18 protein-coding genes are annotated in these 18576 nt (G+C 71.6%); 9 read left to right on the plus strand and 9 right to left on the minus strand.

Going from position 1 to position 18576, the window contains the following annotated elements:
- Nucleotides 1-113: 113 nt before the first annotated feature.
- Nucleotides 114-1145 (plus strand): histone deacetylase family protein, encoded by a 1032-nt coding sequence (locus BO39_RS19325; protein WP_043836486.1) that lies wholly within the window; start codon nt 114-116, stop codon nt 1143-1145.
- Nucleotides 1142-2653, plus strand: a complete 1512-nt coding sequence (locus tag BO39_RS19330) for a YifB family Mg chelatase-like AAA ATPase (RefSeq protein WP_043836488.1) — start codon at nt 1142-1144, stop codon at nt 2651-2653. Before BO39_RS19325 ends, BO39_RS19330 begins: the two co-directional genes overlap by 4 nt.
- Nucleotide 2654: 1 nt before the next feature.
- On the opposite strand, the gene BO39_RS19335 is transcribed toward BO39_RS19330, so the two are convergent.
- The 3 genes from BO39_RS19335 to BO39_RS19345 all read right to left on the minus strand — a co-directional run bounded on the left by BO39_RS19335 (nt 2655) and on the right by BO39_RS19345 (nt 6375).
- Complete coding sequence (locus tag BO39_RS19335; RefSeq protein ID WP_043836489.1) at nt 2655-4124, minus strand: AAA family ATPase; 1470 nt, start codon at nt 4122-4124, stop codon at nt 2655-2657.
- Nucleotides 4125-4216: 92 nt separating this feature from the next.
- Complete coding sequence (locus tag BO39_RS19340) at nt 4217-4732, minus strand: hypothetical protein (RefSeq protein WP_156963768.1); 516 nt, start codon at nt 4730-4732, stop codon at nt 4217-4219.
- Nucleotides 4729-6375 carry an AAA family ATPase gene (locus BO39_RS19345; RefSeq protein WP_169742788.1) on the minus strand — a complete coding sequence of 549 codons (1647 nt, stop codon included), beginning with the start codon at nt 6373-6375 and terminating at the stop codon, nt 4729-4731. The genes BO39_RS19340 and BO39_RS19345 overlap by 4 nt, the downstream gene beginning before the upstream one ends.
- Nucleotides 6376-6567: 192 nt before the next feature.
- On the opposite strand from BO39_RS19345, the gene BO39_RS19350 reads away from it, so the two are divergent.
- Both BO39_RS19350 and BO39_RS19355 read left to right on the plus strand, forming a co-directional pair.
- Entirely contained in the window at nt 6568-8049 is a 1482-nt protein-coding gene (locus BO39_RS19350) for an amidohydrolase family protein (RefSeq protein ID WP_043836496.1), read from the plus strand.
- A 14-nt stretch (nt 8050-8063) separates the two neighbouring features.
- Nucleotides 8064-8843, plus strand: coding sequence for an SDR family NAD(P)-dependent oxidoreductase (locus tag BO39_RS19355; protein ID WP_043836497.1), 780 nt, complete (start codon nt 8064-8066; stop codon nt 8841-8843).
- Here the strand turns inward: BO39_RS19355 and BO39_RS19360 are convergent.
- The gene (locus BO39_RS19360; protein ID WP_043836498.1) at nt 8840-9220 is read right to left on the minus strand and encodes a YkvA family protein; all 381 of its coding nucleotides are present in this window, start codon (nt 9218-9220) and stop codon (nt 8840-8842) included. The two genes, BO39_RS19355 and BO39_RS19360, sit on opposite strands and share 4 nt — an antisense overlap.
- Nucleotides 9221-9316: 96 nt before the next feature.
- Between BO39_RS19360 and BO39_RS19365 the strand changes: the two genes are divergently transcribed.
- Nucleotides 9317-10750 carry a dihydroorotase gene (locus BO39_RS19365; protein ID WP_245615267.1) on the plus strand — a complete coding sequence of 478 codons (1434 nt, stop codon included), beginning with the start codon at nt 9317-9319 and terminating at the stop codon, nt 10748-10750.
- Here BO39_RS19365 and BO39_RS19370 read toward each other — a convergent pair.
- From BO39_RS19370 to BO39_RS19380, 3 genes are all read right to left on the minus strand, one after another.
- A complete protein-coding gene (locus BO39_RS19370) occupies nt 10716-13055 on the minus strand; it encodes a xanthine dehydrogenase family protein molybdopterin-binding subunit (RefSeq protein ID WP_043836499.1) in 2340 nt (779 codons plus the stop codon). The genes BO39_RS19365 and BO39_RS19370 overlap by 35 nt on opposite strands.
- A gap of 73 nt (nt 13056-13128) precedes the next feature.
- Nucleotides 13129-13542: a DUF3775 domain-containing protein gene (locus BO39_RS19375; RefSeq protein ID WP_043836500.1), complete on the minus strand. Its 414-nt coding sequence runs from the start codon at nt 13540-13542 to the stop codon at nt 13129-13131.
- A 95-nt stretch (nt 13543-13637) separates the two neighbouring features.
- Nucleotides 13638-13913 carry a hypothetical protein gene (locus BO39_RS19380; protein ID WP_043836501.1) on the minus strand — a complete coding sequence of 92 codons (276 nt, stop codon included), beginning with the start codon at nt 13911-13913 and terminating at the stop codon, nt 13638-13640.
- Between the two features lie 119 nt (nt 13914-14032).
- Between BO39_RS19380 and BO39_RS19385 the strand changes: the two genes are divergently transcribed.
- A complete protein-coding gene (locus BO39_RS19385) occupies nt 14033-14773 on the plus strand; it encodes an SDR family oxidoreductase (RefSeq protein ID WP_043836503.1) in 741 nt (246 codons plus the stop codon).
- A gap of 140 nt (nt 14774-14913) precedes the next feature.
- Here the strand turns inward: BO39_RS19385 and BO39_RS19390 are convergent, their stop codons facing one another.
- The gene (locus BO39_RS19390) at nt 14914-15912 is read right to left on the minus strand and encodes a polyprenyl synthetase family protein (protein ID WP_043836506.1); all 999 of its coding nucleotides are present in this window, start codon (nt 15910-15912) and stop codon (nt 14914-14916) included.
- A 138-nt stretch (nt 15913-16050) separates the two neighbouring features.
- On the opposite strand from BO39_RS19390, the gene BO39_RS19395 reads away from it, so the two are divergent.
- From BO39_RS19395 to BO39_RS32740, 3 genes are read left to right on the plus strand one after another with little or no spacing between them, the layout of a single operon-like run.
- Nucleotides 16051-16269 carry a putative signal transducing protein gene (locus BO39_RS19395; RefSeq protein WP_043836508.1) on the plus strand — a complete coding sequence of 73 codons (219 nt, stop codon included), beginning with the start codon at nt 16051-16053 and terminating at the stop codon, nt 16267-16269.
- Complete coding sequence (locus tag BO39_RS19400; protein ID WP_245615269.1) at nt 16254-17006, plus strand: tRNA1(Val) (adenine(37)-N6)-methyltransferase; 753 nt, start codon at nt 16254-16256, stop codon at nt 17004-17006. Before BO39_RS19395 ends, BO39_RS19400 begins: the two co-directional genes overlap by 16 nt.
- 51 nt (nt 17007-17057) lie before the next feature.
- Nucleotides 17058-17372, plus strand: coding sequence for a hypothetical protein (locus BO39_RS32740; protein WP_156963769.1), 315 nt, complete (start codon nt 17058-17060; stop codon nt 17370-17372).
- Between the two features lie 95 nt (nt 17373-17467).
- Here the strand turns inward: BO39_RS32740 and BO39_RS19410 are convergent, their stop codons facing one another.
- Complete coding sequence (locus BO39_RS19410; RefSeq protein WP_043836512.1) at nt 17468-18532, minus strand: ribonucleotide-diphosphate reductase subunit beta; 1065 nt, start codon at nt 18530-18532, stop codon at nt 17468-17470.
- Nucleotides 18533-18576: the final 44 nt, after the last annotated feature.

Here is an 18576-nt window from a genome sequence, read left to right on the forward strand (position 1 = left end):
TAACCGCTTCGCGCCGGGTGTCGAGGCGGGGGGACGAGGCATGAGCGAACCCGACGTCCGAGATCGCCGCGGCGCGTGGACAAGCATCCTGCCGGTCCATAGGGTCGGCGCCCATGCAGGCCTTTGACCACCCGCTGGAATCGGCGCACGCGCCGCAGTTCTTCCTCATGCGGGGCGTGTTGCGCCCCAACTTCGAGGTGCCCGCCCGGGCGGCGGCGCTGCGGGAGGGGCTCCGCTCCCTCGGCATCGCGCCTGGCCTTCCGGAGCCGGCGGCGCGGGCGGCGCTGGAGGGGGTGCACACGCCGGACTACCTCGACTGGCTACGGGATGCCGCCGCCGAATGGGCGGCCATCCCCGGCGCGGGGCAGGAGGTGGTGGCGAACATCCATCCCTCGCCTGAAATGCTCGCCCAGGGCGCGCGCCCGTCATCCAAGGCGGTGGGGCGCGCGGGGTGGTACACGGCGGACACCGCCTGCCCAGTCGGGCCTCGCACCTATGAGGCGGCAGCCGCCGCGGCCGGTTGCGCGCTGGCGGCGGCCGGGATCGCCGCGCGGGGCGGCACGGCCTATGCGCTCTGCCGCCCGCCCGGGCACCACGCCTACGCCGCGCGCGCCGGTGGGCACTGCTACATCAACAACGCCGCGCTGGCCGCTCAAGCGCTGCGCGACGCCGGAGCGGACCGGGTGGCGGTGCTCGACATCGACAGCCATCACGGAAACGGCACGCAGGGCATCTTCTGGTCCCGCGGCGACGTGCTGACCGTCTCCATTCATGCCGATCCCGACGCTTATTACCCCTGGTTCGTCGGCCACGCCTCCGAGACGGGCGGCGGCGAGGGCGCCGGCTTCAACCTAAACCTCCCGCAGCGCATGGGCACGGGCGACGAGCACTGGCTGGAGGCCGTGGCCGCCGGGATCGCGCGCGTGCGCGCCTACGGGGCGGAGGCGCTGGTCGTCTCCCTCGGCTTCGATGCCTCCGAGCACGAGCCGCTGGCCGCCCTGCGGGTGACCGAGGAGGGCTTCGCGCGCGCGGGCGCCGCCATCGCCGGCCTTCGCCTGCCGGCCGCCATCGTGCAGGAGGGGGGCTACAACACCGAGGTGATCGGCGGGCTGCTGGCGCGCTTCCTCGGGGCCTGGGGCGGTTGAGCCTCGCGCGCGTCACGACCTTCTCCTTCCACGGCGTCGAGGCGGTTCCGGTCGAAGTTCAGGTTCAGGTGGCCGCGGGGCTGCCGGCCTTCACCGTGGTCGGGTTGCCGAACAAGGCGGTGGGCGAGAGCCGCGAGCGGGTGCGGGCGGTGCTCTCGGTACTCGGCCTCTCGCTGCCGCCGAAGAGGATCCTCGTGAACCTGGCGCCGGCCGACCTCGTGAAGGAGGGAAGCCATTTCGACCTGCCCATTGCGCTCGGGCTGCTCGCGGCCATGGGCGTGATCCCCGTCGATGAGTTGGCGGGCTATGCGGCCATGGGGGAACTGGCGCTGGACGGCACGATCGGGCCCGTGGCCGGCGTGCTGCCCGCGGCACTGGCCTGCGCGGCGCGTGACCTCGGCCTCGTCTGCCCGGCCGAGCAGGGGACGGAGGCGAGCTGGGCAGGGGCGACGGAAGCTCTGGCGGCGCCGGACCTCCGCACGCTGATCGCGCATTTCCAGGGACGCCAGGCGCTCTCGCCGCCATCCAGCCCGCCCCCGGCCGTGCACGAGGTGGGCGGACCCTGCCTTTCGGAAGTGCGGGGGCAGGAGAGCGCCAAGCGCGCCCTCGAGATCGCGGCGGCCGGGGCGCACAACCTGCTGATGATCGGCCCGCCGGGCTCGGGCAAGTCGATGTTGGCCGCCCGGCTGGCGGGCTTGTTGCCCGACCTCTCCCCGGCGGAGGCGCTGGAGGTCAGCCTCGTGCGCTCCGTCGCCGGCGGGCTGGAGGCGGGGCGGATCAGCGCGCGGCCGCCCTTCCGCGACCCGCACCACTCCGCATCCCAGGCGGCGTTGACCGGGGGTGGGCCGCGCGCCCGGCCGGGCGAGGTAAGTCTGGCGCACCGGGGCGTGCTGTTCCTCGATGAGCTGCCTGAATTTCCGCGCCCGGCTCTGGAAGCGCTGCGACAGCCGCTGGAGAGCGGACGGGTCACCGTGAGTCGGGCGGCGGCCCATGTCTCCTATCCGGCACGCGTGCAGCTCGTGGCCGCGATGAACCCTTGCCGCTGTGGCTATCTTGGCACCGCCGGGCGGGAGTGCGGGCAGGCGCCGCGCTGCGGAGAAGCCTACCAGGGAAAGCTCTCGGGCCCGCTGCTCGACCGCATCGACCTGACGATCGAGGTGCAGCCGATCGCGCCGAGGGAGTTGGCCCGCGCGCCCTCGGGCGAGACGAGTGCCGTGGTCGCGGCGCGCGTGGCGGCGGCGCGCGAGGTGCAGCGGGCGCGCTACGAGGGGCACCGTTTTTCGACGAACGCGGAGGCGCCCGTGGAGGCGATCCGGGAGGGCTTCGCCGCCGAGGCGCTAGGGCTGTGCGAGACGGCGGCGGAGCGGCTCGGCCTCACCAACCGGGGCTTCACCCGGGCACTGCGGGTAGCCCGGAGCATCGCCGATCTGGCGTTGGAGCCGGTGGTCAGCCGTGCACAGGTGGCGGAGGCGTTGGGCTTCCGGCTGCGGAAGCCCAACGCCGGATAGCTTACGCGGCGGCGGGGTCGCCGGGCGCCGTTTCCCAGGCGAGGCCGACCAGCGCCACCACGCGCCGCCCGCCGGCAGCCGGGCGCGTCACGATCAGCCCCTGCTCCTCGATCCAGCCGAGCAGTCGCCGCGCGCGCCCGGCGGAGCGGCTGCCATAGGCGCGCGCGATGGCGGCGTCGGAGGGACAGGGAAGGCCCTGCCGCGCCGCATGGGCGAGGAGGAGGAAGACGCCCTGCGTATCCTCCGGCAGGGTGTCCGCGCGCGCGGCGGCCTCGGGCCAGCCGGGGTCGTTCGCGGCCTCCGGCGGCACGCCCGCGCGGGCAACGGCGAGCATCCGGCGGAAGGCCGGCAGCTCAGGCGGGCGCCCGGCCACGGCGTGAATGCGCAGCCGAACGAGAAGATCCTGGTAGAGCACGCCGATGGGCCGGAAGGCGGCGTCGGGCTCCTCGAGCATGGTGTGGAGGATGGCCGCGATCCGCGCCTCGCGCTCGGCCTCCTCCTCCGGCGTCGGTTCAGGCTCTGCGACGCGGGGCACGGCAGGACGCGCCTGCGCGAGCTGCGCCAGCATGTCCTGCGGGGGGATCGGCGGCGGGCGGCGTGCGGCGCGTGGCACGACCGGGTCCGGGGCGGCGAGGATCAGCTCCCGCGCCTCCTCCGGCCCGGTCTGCGGCAGCGGGGTCAGGGTGGGTCCCGCGCCGCGGCTTTCGGTTTCCACGGTGCCGATGCGGATGGGTAGCGGGCGGCGGGAGAGTGCGGGGCCGAGGCCGATGAAGTGACCGCGCTGGAGGTCGCGGAAAGCCTCCGCCTGGCGCCGCTCCATCCCCAGCAGGTCGGCGGCGCGGGCCATGTCGATATCGAGGAAGGTTCGGCCCATGAGGAAGTTCGAGGCCTCCGCAGCCACGTTCTTCGCGAGCTTCGCCAGGCGCTGCGTCGCGATGATGCCGGCCAGGCCCCGTTTGCGGCCGCGGCACATGAGGTCGGTCATGGCAGAGAGCGAGGCGCGGCGGGCGTCGTCGGACACGTCGCCGCCGGCCGCGGGGGCGAAGAGTTGGGCCTCGTCCACGACGACGAGCATGGGCGTCCAGTGGTCGCGCTCGGCGTCGAAGAGGCCGCCGAGGAAGGCGCTGGCGTGGCGGAGCTGGCGGTCGGTCTCCAGGCCTTCGAGGTTTAGCACGACGGAGACGCGGTGACGGCGCACGCGGTCGCCCGCGGCGGCCATTGCCTCCTCCGCATGGGCGGCGGCATCGATGACGAGGTGGCCGAAGCGGTCGGCAAGCGAGGTGAAGTCGCCCTCGGGGTCGATGACAGCCTGCTGCACCCAGGGGGCGGATTGTTCCAGGAGGCGGCGAAGAAGGTGCGACTTCCCGCTGCCGGAATTGCCCTGCACCAGCAGACGCGTGGCGAGAAGCTCCTCAAGGTCCAGCCGCGCCGGGCCCGTGTTCGCCTGCCCGATCTCGATGCCGACCGTCATGCCCCCTGCCCCTCTTACCCGCCCAGGCCGACCCTCCGCGGGCCGGCTCCTATAAGCCTATCGGGCTGGGCTGTGCAGGCCTGGCGAGGCGCCTATTGCTGCGCCAGGCGGGAGACGCAACCGTACCAGTCGCGCCCGGAGACGCCGGCGTCCGGCACGGAAAGGGCGGGCATCTCGACCCCCGGTCCCTGCACCGTGGCGGTTCCTCCGCCGAGGAGGTCGCGCACATAGGCCTCGCCCCGCTCGTCCAGCGGAAGGGTGGCGAGGGCCGTGCGGCCGGTGCCACGGGCCGGGGCCTCCCAGTTCCCGTCCTCGCCCCGGAAGACGATGCGGGCCCGGCCGTTCGCCCGGCGGCTCGGCGCGGCGGCGGAGAAGGTGACACTCTTGCCTGGGCCGGCGGTGATGCCGAGCGTCGCCTCCTTGTGCGCGACCTGGGCGGTGCAGCGGTCCCCAGCGACGCCGAAGGACCAGGCGCCGTCCACCCGGCTCGGCAGTGGCCGCGCTGGCGCACGTGCCACCCGCGGCGTCACCACCGGCGCCGGTGGCGGGGGGGTCTGGCAGGCGGCGAGGGTGAGGAGGGAGAGGAGGAGAGGCGCAACCGGCCTCATGAAGGCGGCCCGCCGACGGCGAAGCCGTACCAGGGGCCGGCCGCGTAGCGCCGGGAGCTGCGGGAGACGGTAAGCACGCGCCAAGCATAGCGGCCTGGACCGGAAAGCTGCAAAAGCTGCGCGTCGGGCGCCTCCGCATAGGCGGCGAAGGTCTCGCTCCAGCCCTGGGAAGATTCCGCGGCGCGGCCGGTCCCGAGCGATACGACCTCGACGAAAATGGGGTTGGGCCGGGCTTCCAGGGGTGCGCTCCAGGCGAGCACGACGCCCCGCCAGCCGGCATCGGCGGGCAGGGTCGCGCCTTCCGGCGGATAGACGGGCGTGGCGGCGAGCGGCGCGGGCACCTCGTCCTCGACCGGCGGCTCACGCTCCTCCGCGGGGGTGCCGGGTGCGGCGAGGGCGATCTCGATCGTGCCGGGGCGGGGAACCGCGCCACTGGCCAGGCCGAGCTGCGGCACGACGCCGTCGAGCCCGGCAAGACGCGCGACACGCCCCGCGGCCTCGCGATCCTCACGGAAGAAGTAGCTGAGGCTCGGTCCTACCGGCGGGCGGGCTACCGGGAAGGGCGCGCCGACGGAAATACCAGCTCCCGCCAGCGCGGCGGCCACCGCACTGGCGCGGCGCGCCGCCTCGGCGACCCCGCGGGGATAGGTCACGACCACCCGGACCATGGCACCCGTAGGCAGCCCGGCAATTCCCGTGGCGGCGCGGGTGGAGGGGGGCGGAGGCGGTGACGGAGCGAGGGCCATGCTCGCGGGACCGGCCAGCTCCGCTGAGGTCCCTGTCGCGGGTTGCGGCGCGCTGGCAGGACGTACCACTGAGCGAGGCGCTTCGGTCAGGGCGACCCAGGTCAGGCCGCCCAGCACGAGCGCCGCGCCGGTCACGAGGGCGAGCACCGGGAGTCGGGAGCGCGGCTCTGGTTCCTCTTCCGGCATTGTGGCGGGCACAAGCGAGAGATCGGCGCGGCGGGGAACGATTTCGAGCGGACCGGCCCGGCTCGCGGTCGGTTCGGGGGCCGGCGCATCCTCACGGGCCTGATCGTGGGGTGCGGCCTCGGCCCGCAGCGCGGCCGCTTCCCGGACGTGGCTCGCCGTCACGTCGCGCTGGCCGGTCATGTCGGCCTCGTGGAAGGCCATGGCGAGCAGCAGGTTCAGCAGGCGCGGCGTGCCGGCGGAGAGCTCAGACAGCGCGGCGGCGGCCTCGTCGGTCAGCCGGGACGAGTCGAGTTCGGCGATGATCATGCGCGCCGCGAGGTAGGAGCGGATCTCGGCCTGCGGGATCGCATCCAGCTTCACCACCCGGTGCGGCCAGGGGGCGATGCGCCGCGCGAGGGCCGGAAGGCCGACGAGCACGGCGAAGCAGCCCTCGCGCTCGGCCACCTCCTCCAGCGCTGCCTCGCTCATCCGGTCCGCCTCGTCCACCAGCAGGACCTCGGTGTCGGGTCGGGCTTCGAGTGCGCCCTCGGCGGCGTCGCCGCTCTCGAGGCGCTGGACGCGGATGGATTGTGGGCGCAGCGCGGCCTCGATATCGCGCAACAGGCAGGTCTTGCCGACGCCGGGCGGGCCGAGCAGCGCCACCAGGTGCTCCCCGGTGGCGAAGGCCTGCAGGATCGCGCGCCGCGCCGCGGCCCAGCCGGCATGGGGCACGGGGACGGATCCGCCGGTTGCGCGTGGAATCGTGATCGGGCCGGCTACCATGCCTCTTTATGTCCCGGCGCCCGACTTCGTCACAATGGTTCCGCAAGCGATCGAACCGTATCGGTTCATCAAGGTTCGGTGTCCGGGACGGGCGCCGGCACCCGCCCGTGCATGGCGGCCCTTGCCTGCTATGGTCGGGCAATGAAGAGACTCCTGATCCACGGCGCCCGTGTCCTGCTCCCGGACGCCACGGCCGCCCCGTTCCGCGACCTGCTGATCGAGGAGGGGCGCGTCGCCGCCCTGCTGGAGCCCGGCACGGCGGTGGAGGATGCGGCGCGGCACGACGCGACCGGGCGCCTGGTGATGCCCGGGCTGGTGAACGCCCATACCCACGGGCATGGCGGCCTCTCCAAGGGCATGGGCGACAAGTGGGACCTCGCGCTGCTGCTGACCCATGCCGGCTGGATCGGTGGCTCGCGCGGCCTGGAGGACAAGCGGCTGGCGACCACGCTGACGGCCGTCGAGATGCTGCGGAAGGGCTGCACCGCCGGCTACGACCTTGCCTTCGAGTTCCCGGGGCCGACGGTCGAGGGGCTGCAGGCCATGGCGGAAGCCTATCGGGCCGTGGGGCTGCGGGCGGTGCTGGCGCCGATGGTGGCCGACCTCACCTTCTTCCAGGCGACGCCCGGGCTGATCCAGGCGCTGCCGGAGCCGCACCGAGCACGGGCGGCGGCGATGTCGATGGCGAAGGCCGACGACATTCTCTCGACCATCCACGAGGCAGCGAGGGGCTGGCGCGGCGGCGACGTGCGGCTGGGCTGCGCGCCGACCATCCCGCTGCACTGCTCCGACGACTTCCTCGCGGGGTGCCGGGATCTGGCGGAGGAACACGGGTTGCCCGTGCAGACGCATGTGGCGGAGGCGCGCTACCAGGCGGGCGGCGGGGAGCTGCGCTACGGGACGACCCTTCTCGCCCACATGGATGCGATGGGGTTGGTGGGGCCGCGCTTCAGCGTGGCGCACGGAGTGTGGCTGACGGAGGCCGATCTTGCCCTGATGGCCGAGCGCGGGGCGGGGCTCGCGCATAATCCCGGCTCCAACATGCGCCTCGCCTCCGGGATCGCGCCGGCGCGGGCGGCGATCCGGGCGGGGGTAACGGTCGGGCTGGGCACGGACGGTTCCGGCTCCTCGGACAACCAGAACATGTTCGAGGCGATGCGGCTGGCGGCCTTCGCCTCCCGCCTCTGGGAGGGGGCGGAGGAGAAGGACTGGCTGGGCACGGCGGAGACCGTCCGGCTTGCGACCGAGGGTTCGGCAAAGCTGCTCGGGCTGGAGGCCGGGGCGGTCGCGCCGGGTAAGCTCGCGGACCTGCTCTTCCTCGACCTCTCCCATGTGAACTGGCTGCCCTTCAACGACGCGGCGAATCAGCTTGTCTGGACCGAGGACGGGCTGGCGCTGCGCGAGGTGATGATCGGCGGCGAGTGGAAGTTGCGGGATGGCCGGGTGCTCGGGGTAGACGAGGCGGCTCTGGCACGGCAGGCGCAAGAGGCCGCAGACCGGCTGGCGGCGGCGAACGTCGGCACGCGGGAGTGGTGCGAGGCGGTGGCGCCGCATGTCACCTGCCACTGCCGTGCGCTGGGCTCGCGCTTCACGGCGGCCAAGCGCCTGCTGCCGGCGCATTGAAGGGATAGGGTTCCATGTTGCTGAAGGACCGGGTGGTCGTCGTGACCGGCCCCGCCAAGGGGATGGGCGCGGCGGCCACGCTGTTGATGGCGGACCAGGGGGCGGACCTCGCGCTCGTCGGGCGCGACACCGCCGCGATCGGGCCCGTGGCCGAGGAGGCGCGCGCCAAGGGTCGCCGGGCTGAGATCTATGGCTGCGACATCACCGATGCCGCCGGCGTTGAGGCCATGGCCGCTTCCGTGCTGCGTGATTTCGGGCGGGCGGACGTGCTGGTGAACATCGCGGGCGGCACGGGCCCGCTCGGCAAGACCTTCTGGGAGACGACGCCGGAAGAGTTCCGCGACATCCTCGACCTGAACGTCACGGGTTGCTTCCTGACCATGCGCGCCTTCGCGCCCGCGATGATTGCGGCGAAGGCGGGCAAGATCGTCAATGTCGGCGGCACCTTCGGGCTCCGCGGCAAGGCTGGGCGCGCCGCCTATTCCGCGAGCAAGTGGGGGCTGCGCGGCATTACCAAGTCCGCCGCGCTGGAGCTCGGGCCGCACAATGTCAACGTGAACTGCGTCTGCCCCGGCATGATCGAGGGGCCGCGCTTCGAGAAGGTGCGGGGCGAGATGTCGGCCCGCCTCGGGATCTCGATGGAGGAGGCGCGGCAGGAGTATTCCAAGGACTACGCGCTGCGGCGCATCAGCACGGATCAGGACGTCGCGGGGGCGGTGCTGTTCCTCGCTTCGGAGCTGTCGCGGCAGGTGACCGGGCAGGACCTCGCGGTGGATGGCGGCTGGGTGATCTAATCCGCTTCCCCCGGCCAGAACCATGCGAGGAGGACTAGCGCGGCCAGGAGCCAAAGAAGGACGACCATGGCCGCGCCCGCCGAGCTGACGGGACGGCTGGCGGCGCGCCGTGCCGCCTCGCGGTGCTCGGCCATGACCTCGGGAGGGATCAGGCGGATGGCCAGGAGGATTGCTGGCGGAAGCAGAAGGGCCTCGTCCAGCAGGCCGAGCACTGGGATGAAATCCGGGATCAGGTCGATGGGTGAGAGTGCGTAGGCGGCAATGCCGAGTGCCAATGCCTTGGCGTACCAGGGCGTCCGCGGGTCCCGTGCCGCGAGGTACAGCGCGTGGACGTCCTGCCGGATACGCCGTGCCCAGGCGACAAGGCGATCCAGCATGCTCTTCCTCCTCCGCGACGCCGGTGTGGAACTCGGCCCCTATTCGCATGGCGCGGCCGTGCGGGATAAGAGGCTTTGAAACCTGCGGAGAGCGCGATGCAGCCGATGGCCGACCTTCTCATCACCGGCGGTACGGTGGTGAACGAGACGGGGCGCTTCGTGGCCGACGTTGCGGTCAAGGATGGTGTGATCGCCTTCATCGGCCATGCCTCCCTCGCCCCGCCGGCGCGGGAGGTGATCGACGCGCGCGGGCGCTACGTCATTCCCGGCGCGATCGACGTGCACGTGCACATCCGCGAGCCCGGAATGACGCACAAGGAGGACTGGACCACCGGCACGCGCGCGGCCGCCGCCGGGGGCGTGACCACCGTCTTCGACATGCCCAACACCGACCCGCCGACCTGGGACCTGGAGGCGCTGGCGATCAAGCGCGAGGCGGCGGAGCGGCAGGCGCATGTCAATTTCGGCCTCTACGGCCTCGTGGACGAGCGGAAGCTGGAGAGCCTAGAGCCGCTGATGGACGCGGGCGTGGTCGCGTTCAAGCTCTTCTACGGCAACACCACGGGCAACCTGCCGGCGCCGAACGACGGCGCGGTGCTGGAGGCCTTCGAGGTGCTGGCGGAGCGCGGGCATCGCTGCACGATCCACGCCGAGAATTCGCCCATGCTCTTCTGGCGCGAGAACCGCATGAAGGCCGCCGGGCGCACGGACGACTACGCCCACTGGTGCGCCCGCGCGGATATCGTGGCGCTGGAGAGCCTAAACCGCTGCATCGTGCTCAGCGAGTGGACCGGCGCGCGCATCCACATCGCGCATGAGAGCTGCGCGCGCTCGGTGCCGCACATCAAGGCGGCGAAGGCGCGCGGCGTGCCCATTACGGTGGAGACCTGCCCGCAATACGTGCTCCTGGCGGCCGAGGATCTGGTCGGGGAAGCCGCGCGGATCGGGCGGCTGAACCCGCCGATCCGCGAGGGCGCGCAGCGGGACGCACTGCTGGAGGCGCTGGCGGAGGGGACGATCGACATCCTCGGCACCGACCACGCGCCCCATGCGGTGTCGGAGAAGCAGGACCCCTCGATCTGGGGCAATGCCTGTGGCTTCCCGGGGGTCGAGACCTCCATGCGGCTGATGCTGACGCTGGTGAATGGGGGGAAGCTGACGCTGGAGCAGTATGTGCGGATGGCCGGCGCGGCGCCGGCGCGGGCCTTCGGGCTCTATCCGCGCAAGGGCGTGGTGCAGCCGGGTGCCGATGCCGATCTCGCCATCGTCGATCTCTCGGCCGCGGGCGAGATACGGGGGGCGGAGCTGCACTCCCTCCGCAGCCGCTTCACGCCCTTCGAGGGGATGCGGACGGTGGGCGCGCCCGTCGCGACGATCGTGCGCGGGCGCGTGGTGATGCGGGACGGCGTGGTGGCGGATGCGCCGGGCTGGGGAAGGATGGAGCGGCCGGTGATGCCAGCCCCCTCCCCCCGCAACCTCGCGACGACGACGGCGGCTATTCTGCGGCCAGGCGCGATGCCGATCTCCTGAGCGAGAGGGCGCGCCAGACCTTCTCCGGCGTCAGCGGCATGTCGATGTGGTCTAGGCCCAGCGCGTCGCAGACGGCGGAGACGATGGCGGGGGGTGCGCCGCAGGCACCCCCCTCCCCCGCGCCCTTCACGCCGAGGTCGTTGGTGGGCGTGGGCACGACGTTCAGGCCGAGCTGGAAGTCGCAGCCGTCGCCCGCGCGGGGCATGCAGTAGTCCTGGAAGGTGCTGGTGAGGAACTGGCCGCTCTCGGGGTCGTAGCGGGCCTCCTCCATCAGCGCCTGGCCGATGCCGGTCATGATGCCGCCATGCATCTGCCCGTGGACGAGCAGCGGGTTGATGACGTTGCCCACGTCATCCACGGCGGCGTAGCGGGCGAGGGTCACCTGACCGGTTTCGGGGTCCACCTCGACCTCGGCGACGTGGCAGCCGTTCGGGAAGTTGCACTCGGTGTCGCGGGTATAGGTCAGCAGTTCGTCGAGGCCGGGCGCCTCCCCTTCGGGCAGCTGCGCGGGGTCGTGGGCGGCGGCGATGACGCGCGGCCAGTCGAGGCCGAGATCGGTGCCTGCGACGCGGAAGCGACCTCCCTCAAGCTCCACGTCCTCGGGTGCGGCTTCCAGGAGGTGAGCGGCAATGCGGCGGGCCTTGGCCACCACCGCGTTGCTCGCGCGCAGCACCGCGACGCCGCCCATCTGGGAGGAGCGCGACCCGCCAGTGCCACTGCCGGCGGGAAGCTCGTCGCTGTCGCCCTGGATGAAGTCCATGGCGGAGGGGTCGATGCCCAGCCGCTCCGCCACGACCTGAAGGAAGGCGGTCTCGTGACCCTGGCCGTGGCTGAAGGTGCCGACGCGAAGCTCGACGCGACCCTCCGGCGTGACGCGCAGGCGGGCTGTCTCGCTATTCAGGCCCCCTGAGGCCTCGATGAAGTAGCCAAGGCCGATACCGCGCAGCCGGCCGCTCGCCCGCGAGGCCGCGCGGCGGGCGGGGAAGCCGTTCCAGTCCGCGAGTGCCAGGGCCATGGCCTGAGTGCCCGCGAAATCGCCGGAGTCGATGAGGTTCCCAACCGCGTTGCGGAAGGGCATCTGCTCAGGGCGGATGTAGTTGCGGCGCCGGATCTCGTCGCGCCCGATGCCGAAGGCCTCGGCGGCGCGATCAAAGAGGCGCTCCATGATGTAGGCGGTTTCTGGGCGGCCAGCACCGCGGAAGGCGTCCGTGGGCACGGTGTTGGTGAAGACGCAGCGCACCTCGTTGTTGATGGCGGTGCAGTCGTAGACGGTCCCCATGATCCGGGCGCCGCCGGTGGTCGGCACGCGCGGGCCCATGTCCTGGAGGTAAGCGCCCATACCCGCGACGGTGCGGATGCGGACGCCGAGGCACTTGCCGTTCGCGTCCAGCGCCATCTCGGCACGCGTGACCTGATCGCGGCCATGAGGGTCGGACTGGAAGGTCTCGGTGCGGCCTGCCAGCCACTTCACCGGGCGGCCAAGTCGCCGGGCGGCCCAGAGAACGAGGGCGTTCTCCGGCATCAGCTTGCCGCGCGCGCCGAAGCCGCCGCCGACATCGGGCGAAACGACGCGGAGCTGCGCGGACGACACCTTCAGCGCGTGCTTCGCCAGGTTGTCCCGCACCCGGTGCGTGCCCTGGCTCGGGCCGTGGAAAAGGTAGCGCCCGGCGGCCTCATCCCACTCGCCGATGGCCACGCGGGGCTCCATCGGGTTCGCGACCATGCGGTTGTTGACGAGGGAGACCGAGACGGTGCGGTAGGCGGCGCGGAAGGCGGCTTCCACCTCCTCCGCGCGGCCGCTGTCCCAGAGGACGGCGGTGTTGTCCGGCCGGCCCTGCCAGACCACGGGCGCACCCGGCTCGGCGGCGGCGGCGGTGTCGGTTACGGCGGGAAGCGGCTCGTAGTCGATCTCGACCAAATCTGCCGCGTCCTGGGCGGCCTGGCGGGTTTCGGCCACGATCAGGACCACGGGGTCGCCGACATAGCGGACGCATTCGGTCTGGAGGATGTCGCGGCCGGGATCGAAGAGCGGCGCGTCGCGGCCAGGCACATCGAAGAGGGTAACGAGGCGGCCGAGGCCGTCCGCCGCCGCGTCGTGGCCTGTCAGCACTGCGAGTACCCCGGGCACGGTCGCCGCAGCATCGGTGCGGATCGCGAGGATGCGCGCATGGGCATGCGGAGAGCGAAGGATCACGGCCTGCGCACAGCCGGGCGGATCGATATCGTCGGTGTAGCGGCCACGCCCGGTGAGGAGGCGGGTGTCCTCGCGCCGACGCAAAGGCTGACCGATCCCGTTCCGCTCCATCCCTGTCCTCCCCATCCTGGCGAGGGGAGTATAGGGCGTCAGGCGCGGCCGGGTAGGCGCCGCGCCTGCGCGCTCAGCGCGCGATGTCCTCCACGGGGTAGCCGAAGGCGGCGACGCCTTCGGAGAGGTAGTCGCCGAACAGCTCCATGCCCGTGAGGTATTCCGCGGCCGTGCCGGCCTCGTTGCGCTCCTTGGCCAGGCGCAGCGTCTCCGCCCACTCGGTCGTGTCGTAGTCGCCACGGCCGATCCAGGTGAGAGCGATCAGCGAGGCCTGCTCGTCCTCGTTCAGCTCGTCAATCAGGCCCTTGAGGGTGTCGGCGAGCGCGTCGGGATCGTTGTCGTCCGCGTTCTCCTCGTCCTGGACGTCCTCGTTGTTACCCTCCTCCTCGAGTTCGCCCACGGCGCGGGCGGCGTCGATGATGCCGGCAATGGTCTCGAGGCTGATGCCGAGATCGACCTCCTGGTCGGGGTCCGGGCGATCGCTCATCTTTGGCGCTTCCCTTGATCGGGGTTTGGTTGCCCGCCAGCCTCCGCGGCTCAGTGCGGGTGCTGGCGGCCGGATCTGCGGCCCTATGCCTAGGGCTACTCCTCCGGGCGTTCGATCGCGCGGCGGCCGCGGATCGGGGAGATGTCCACGGGGCCGCCGAGGATCTGGCCCAGCTCGGACCGGTCGCCCGCCTGGAACTCGCCGGGGGCGACCGGCTCGGCCGCGGTGCCGGCTGCGGGGTCGTCGCCCCGCTCCTCGGCCATGCGGCCATGGGCCTGGCGGCGGGCCAGGGGGTTGTCCTGGATGGGATCGACGTGGGTGACGCTCGTGTCCGGGGCGGGCGCGCGCTTGCCGTCGGGGCGGTCGCTCATGGCTGCATTCCTTCAGTCAGCCCTGGAACGCGACCCTTCCGGGGAGGTTGCCCTGCCGATCTTGCCAGGGCGCGCTGGCGCACGCAGGCTCGGCGCCGCAATCAAAGGGGGAGAGGTCCATGGCCGATCGGTTCGCGGTGGTCACCGGCGGGGGACAAGGGATCGGGCGCGCGGCGGCCCAGGCGCTGCTGGCGGAGGGATGGCACGTCGCCGTGCTCGGCCGCCGCATGGCGACGCTTGAGGAGACAGTCGCAGGGCAGGCGCAAGGTATCGCGATCGCCGCCGACGTGGGGGACCGCGCCCAGGTGGAGACTGCCTTCGCGGAGGTGCTGTCCCGCTTCGGCCGGCTGGACCTGCTGTTCAACAATGCCGGACGCGGGGCGCCGGCGGTGGATTTCGACGAGCTCTCGCCCGAGGACTGGCACGGCGTGGTGGCGGCCAATCTCAACGGCACGTTTTTCTGTGCCCAGGCTGCCTACCGGATCATGAAGAACCAGTCGCCCAAGGGCGGGCGGATCATCAACAACGGCTCCATCAGCGCCCATGCGCCCCGCCCGGGGGCCGCGGCCTATACCGCCACGAAGCACGCCGTGACCGGCCTGACGAAGCAGATCGCACTCGACGGGCGCAAGCACGACATCACCGCCGGGCAGGTCGATATCGGCAATGCCGCGACGCCGATGACAGAGCGCATGACGAAGGGCGTGCTGCAGCCGGACGGCTCAATGATGGTCGAACCGCGAATGGACGTGGCTCTGGTGGGCAAGGCGGTGGCGCACATGGCCTCCCTGCCGCTGGAGGCGAATATCCCCTTCATGACGATCATGGCGACGAAGATGCCCTTCCTTGGGCGAGGGTGAGCGCTTGCGGCCTCGGAGAGGGCGCTCGCCCTGTCCGGGCGACCGTTCAGCGTTCTTCCCGCGGCGCCAGGAGCCTGAGTCGCCTGGACCTGCATCCCGCTGGCAGTGATGCGGTAACCGGAACCACCGCCGTAACCCCTCTAGCGGGCTCGCGCGATGCAGAACTCGACGATCCCCGCGAGGGCGCGGCGTTCCGGACAGTCCGGGAAGATGGAGAGGGCTTCCAGGGCGCGCGCGCCGTAGTCGCGGGCGCGCTGGATGGTGGCGTCGAGTGTGCCGCGGGACTGCATGAGGGCGATGGCGCGGTCGAGGTCGCCTTCGGCCTGGTCGCGTTCCTCCAGCACGCGGCGCCAGAAGCCGCGTTCGGCCTCGTCGGCCGTTTGGAAGGCGAGGAGGACCGGCAGGGTGATCTTGCCCTCGCGGAAGTCGTCGCCGACCGTCTTGCCGAGCGCCGCCTGGCTGGCCGAGTAGTCGAGTGCGTCGTCCACAAGCTGGAAGGCGACGCCGAGGCAGTGACCGTACTCGCGCAGGGCTTCCGCCTCGTCCTGGGGGCGGTCCGCGACGACGGCGCCGATCTCGGTGGCGGCGGCGAAGAGGGCGGCGGTCTTGCCCTCGATCACCTCGAGGTACTGCCGCTCGGTCGTCGCGGTATCGTTCTGGGTGACGAGTTGAAGGACCTCGCCCTCGGCAATGGTGGCAGAGGCGGTGGCGAGGATGTCGAGCACCCGAAGCGATCCGTCCGCCACCATCACCTGGAAGGCGCGGGCGAAGAGAAAATCGCCGACCAGTACGCTCGGCTTGTTGCCGAAGACGGCGTTGGCGCTGGGGGCGCCACGGCGGAGCGCGCTCTCGTCGACGACATCGTCGTGCAGGAGGGTCGCGGTGTGGATGAACTCCACGCAGGCGGCGAGCGCGACGTGACGCTGGCCCCGGTGCCCGCAGAGGCGAGCGGCGGCGAGGGTCAGCAGCGGGCGGATCCGCTTGCCTCCGGCTGCGACAAGGTGCGCGGCCAGCTGGGGGATGAGAGCGACGGGGCTCTGCATCCGCTCCACGATGAGGCGGTTGCAGGCTTCGAGGTCGGTGCGGACGAGATCGGTGAGGACCTCCAGCGCGTGTTCAGGATCGGGCGCGGGGTGCATGCTTGGGGCTCGAACGAGGGGCGCGGCTGGATCAGGCGCGGTGGTGGCGCTCACGCGGGCATTGACCTGTCCATGGGGGCCGGCACCATAGCCACGGGGTGGGCGGGCAGCAACCAGCCCCCCGCCAGGAGGAACTGGATGATCCGCGTGCTGCTCTCAGAAGGGAATCCGGTCCGCCTGGGCTTCCTCCAGGCCCTGCTGCGCGATGGCGGGCTGAGGCCGCTGCTGCTGGACAGCCATGTGAGCGCGGTACAGGGACGGATCGGCGCCTTTCCGCAGCGCCTCGCCGTGCCGGAGGAGCAGGCCGCCGCCGCCGAGGCCCTGCTGCGCGAGGCCGGGGAGTGGACGGCGCGCTGACCGCGAGCGGACCGGTCCAGTCTCTGCTGGGCGGGCGCGTGCGGCTCCGCCAGCCGGCGGAGGGGCTGGGCGCAGGCCTCGACGCAGTGATGCTGGCGGCCTCGGTGGCCGTGCCGACGGGGGGCATGATGCTGGATGCCGGCTGTGGGGCTGGCGCGGTCTTCCTCTGCGCCCTCGCCCGGCTGCCCGAGCTGCGGGCCGTGGCGGTGGAGCGGGATCCGCTGCTCGCGGCACTGGCACGGGAAAACGCGGCGCTGAACGGCTGGGCCGACCGCGTGGAGGTGGTGGAGGGCGACGTCGCGGACCCTGCCCTGCGCGCCCGGCTGCCGGCCTGCGAGATGGCGGTCAGCAACCCGCCCTTCTGGCCCGGCGGTTCCCCGCCGCCGCGGGCAATTCGCGCGGGCGCGACCCATGGCGTGGAAGTGGGACTCGACGCCTGGGCGCGACTGCTGGCGGGGGCGTTGGGACGTGGTGGCCGGGCCGCCTTGGTGCTCCCGGCCGCACGGCTGGAGGAGGGACTCGGCGCGCTCCGGTCGGCCGGGCTCGGCGGCACCGAGGTGTTGCCCCTTTGGCCGCGCGCCGGGCGCGCCGCCAAGCGCGTTCTGCTGCGAGCCCGCCGAGCGCCACGGGCACCCAACACGCTGCTGCCCGGCCTCGTGCTGCATGGCGAGGATGGCTGGACCCCGGCAGCGGACGCAGTGCTGCGGGGGGAAGCTCTCGAATGGATGGGCGCATGAGGGCCACGCGCCGCCTTCCTATTCCGGATGGCGGAGGTACCAGAGCCGCTCATGAGCGGCGACAAGGCTCTCGATGGACTTGCGGCGGTTCTGGCCGGGCGTAACCTCCCGGCGGCTGACCATCATCTCGAGCACGCGGAGAAGTTCTTCGGCCACCTCAAGATCGCGCTGGTCACACGCCTGATGGAAGGCGAGCAGGATCTTATCCGTGAGGCGCCGGGTCTGGCGCGGGACGAAGTTCGCCGCGGAACTTGGTCGTTCTTCATCCAGAAACTGTTCAGACATCATGTCGGCGACCTTCCCTCACGCCCACATGGAGCGCGGGAGGCGCCTCCTGCTCCGACCTGGGTTGTGGTGACAGGATAATGGCACCAGGCCGGGGCGTGAACGCCGCCATCGCCCCGGACGGCACCTACGTGTCATTATTACGGGTGCCGTTGCATTTATGAGACGGCCGCCCCTTAGTGACGGGCGGCCTCGGCGCCAAGGATCGCCCCCTCCGGCTGCGGAGAGCCGAAAGTATGGTCGGCGAAGGCCTCCTCCCAGGTGCCTTCCGTGGAGGCGCGGGAGTACTCCGTCGAGCGGTTCTCGAAGAAGTTCGTGTGCTCCACCGCGTTCAGCATCTCGTCGAGCCAGGGCAGCGGGTTCTTCTCGATATGGTAGAGCGGCTCCAGGCCGAGCTGCTGCAGGCGGCGATCCGCGATGAAGCGGATGTACTGCTTGGTCTGCTCGGCGTCCAAGCCCTCTACGCCGCCCATGCTGAAGGCGAGGTCGATGAAGGCGTCCTCGTGGTCCACGATGGTCGCGCAGATGAGGTAGAGGTCGCGCCGCAGTTCCTCGGTCCAGATCTCCGGGTTTTCCTGCACGAAGGTGCGGAAGAGGCGGATGACGGAGAGGCAGTGCAGCGTCTCGTCGCGCACGGACCAGGAGACGATCTGGCCCATCCCCTTCATCTTGTTGTGGCGCGGGAAGTTCATGAGGATGGCGAAGGAGGCGAAGAGCTGCAGCCCCTCGGTGAAGGCGCCGAAGGCGGCGAGCGTCTTCGCGATCTCGGTCTTATTCTCGACCGAGAAGTTCTGCATGTAGTCGAACTTGTCCTTCATCTCCTTGTACTTGAGGAAGGCGCTATATTCGACTTCCGGCATGCCCACCGTGTCGAGCAGGTGGCTGTAGGCCGCGATGTGGATCGTTTCGATGTTGCTGAAGGCGGACAGCATCATCAGCACTTCCGTCGGTTTGAACACCTGGGAGTAGTGCTTCATGTAGCAGTTGTTCACCTCGACATCCGCCTGGGTGAAGAAGCGGAAGATCTGCGTCAGCAGGTTCTTCTCGGCCGGGGTGACGTTCTTCTGCCAGTCCTTCACGTCGTCGGCCATCGGAACCTCTTCCGGCAGCCAGTGGACGCGCTGCTGCGTCAGCCAGGCGTCGTAGGCCCAAGGATAGCGGAAGGGCTTGTAGACAGGGTTGGCGGTCAGCAGGTCGAAGCGGACCGGCAGTTCGTCGCGCGAGAGGGCGCCGTCGGGCATGGGTGTGGTTCCTCGGACAAGTGGCCGATGGGAAGGTGGTGGTG

Source organism: Roseomonas aerilata DSM 19363, from assembly GCF_000711725.1.
In the GTDB taxonomy this organism is placed as follows: Bacteria; Pseudomonadota; Alphaproteobacteria; order Acetobacterales; family Acetobacteraceae; genus Roseomonas; species Roseomonas aerilata.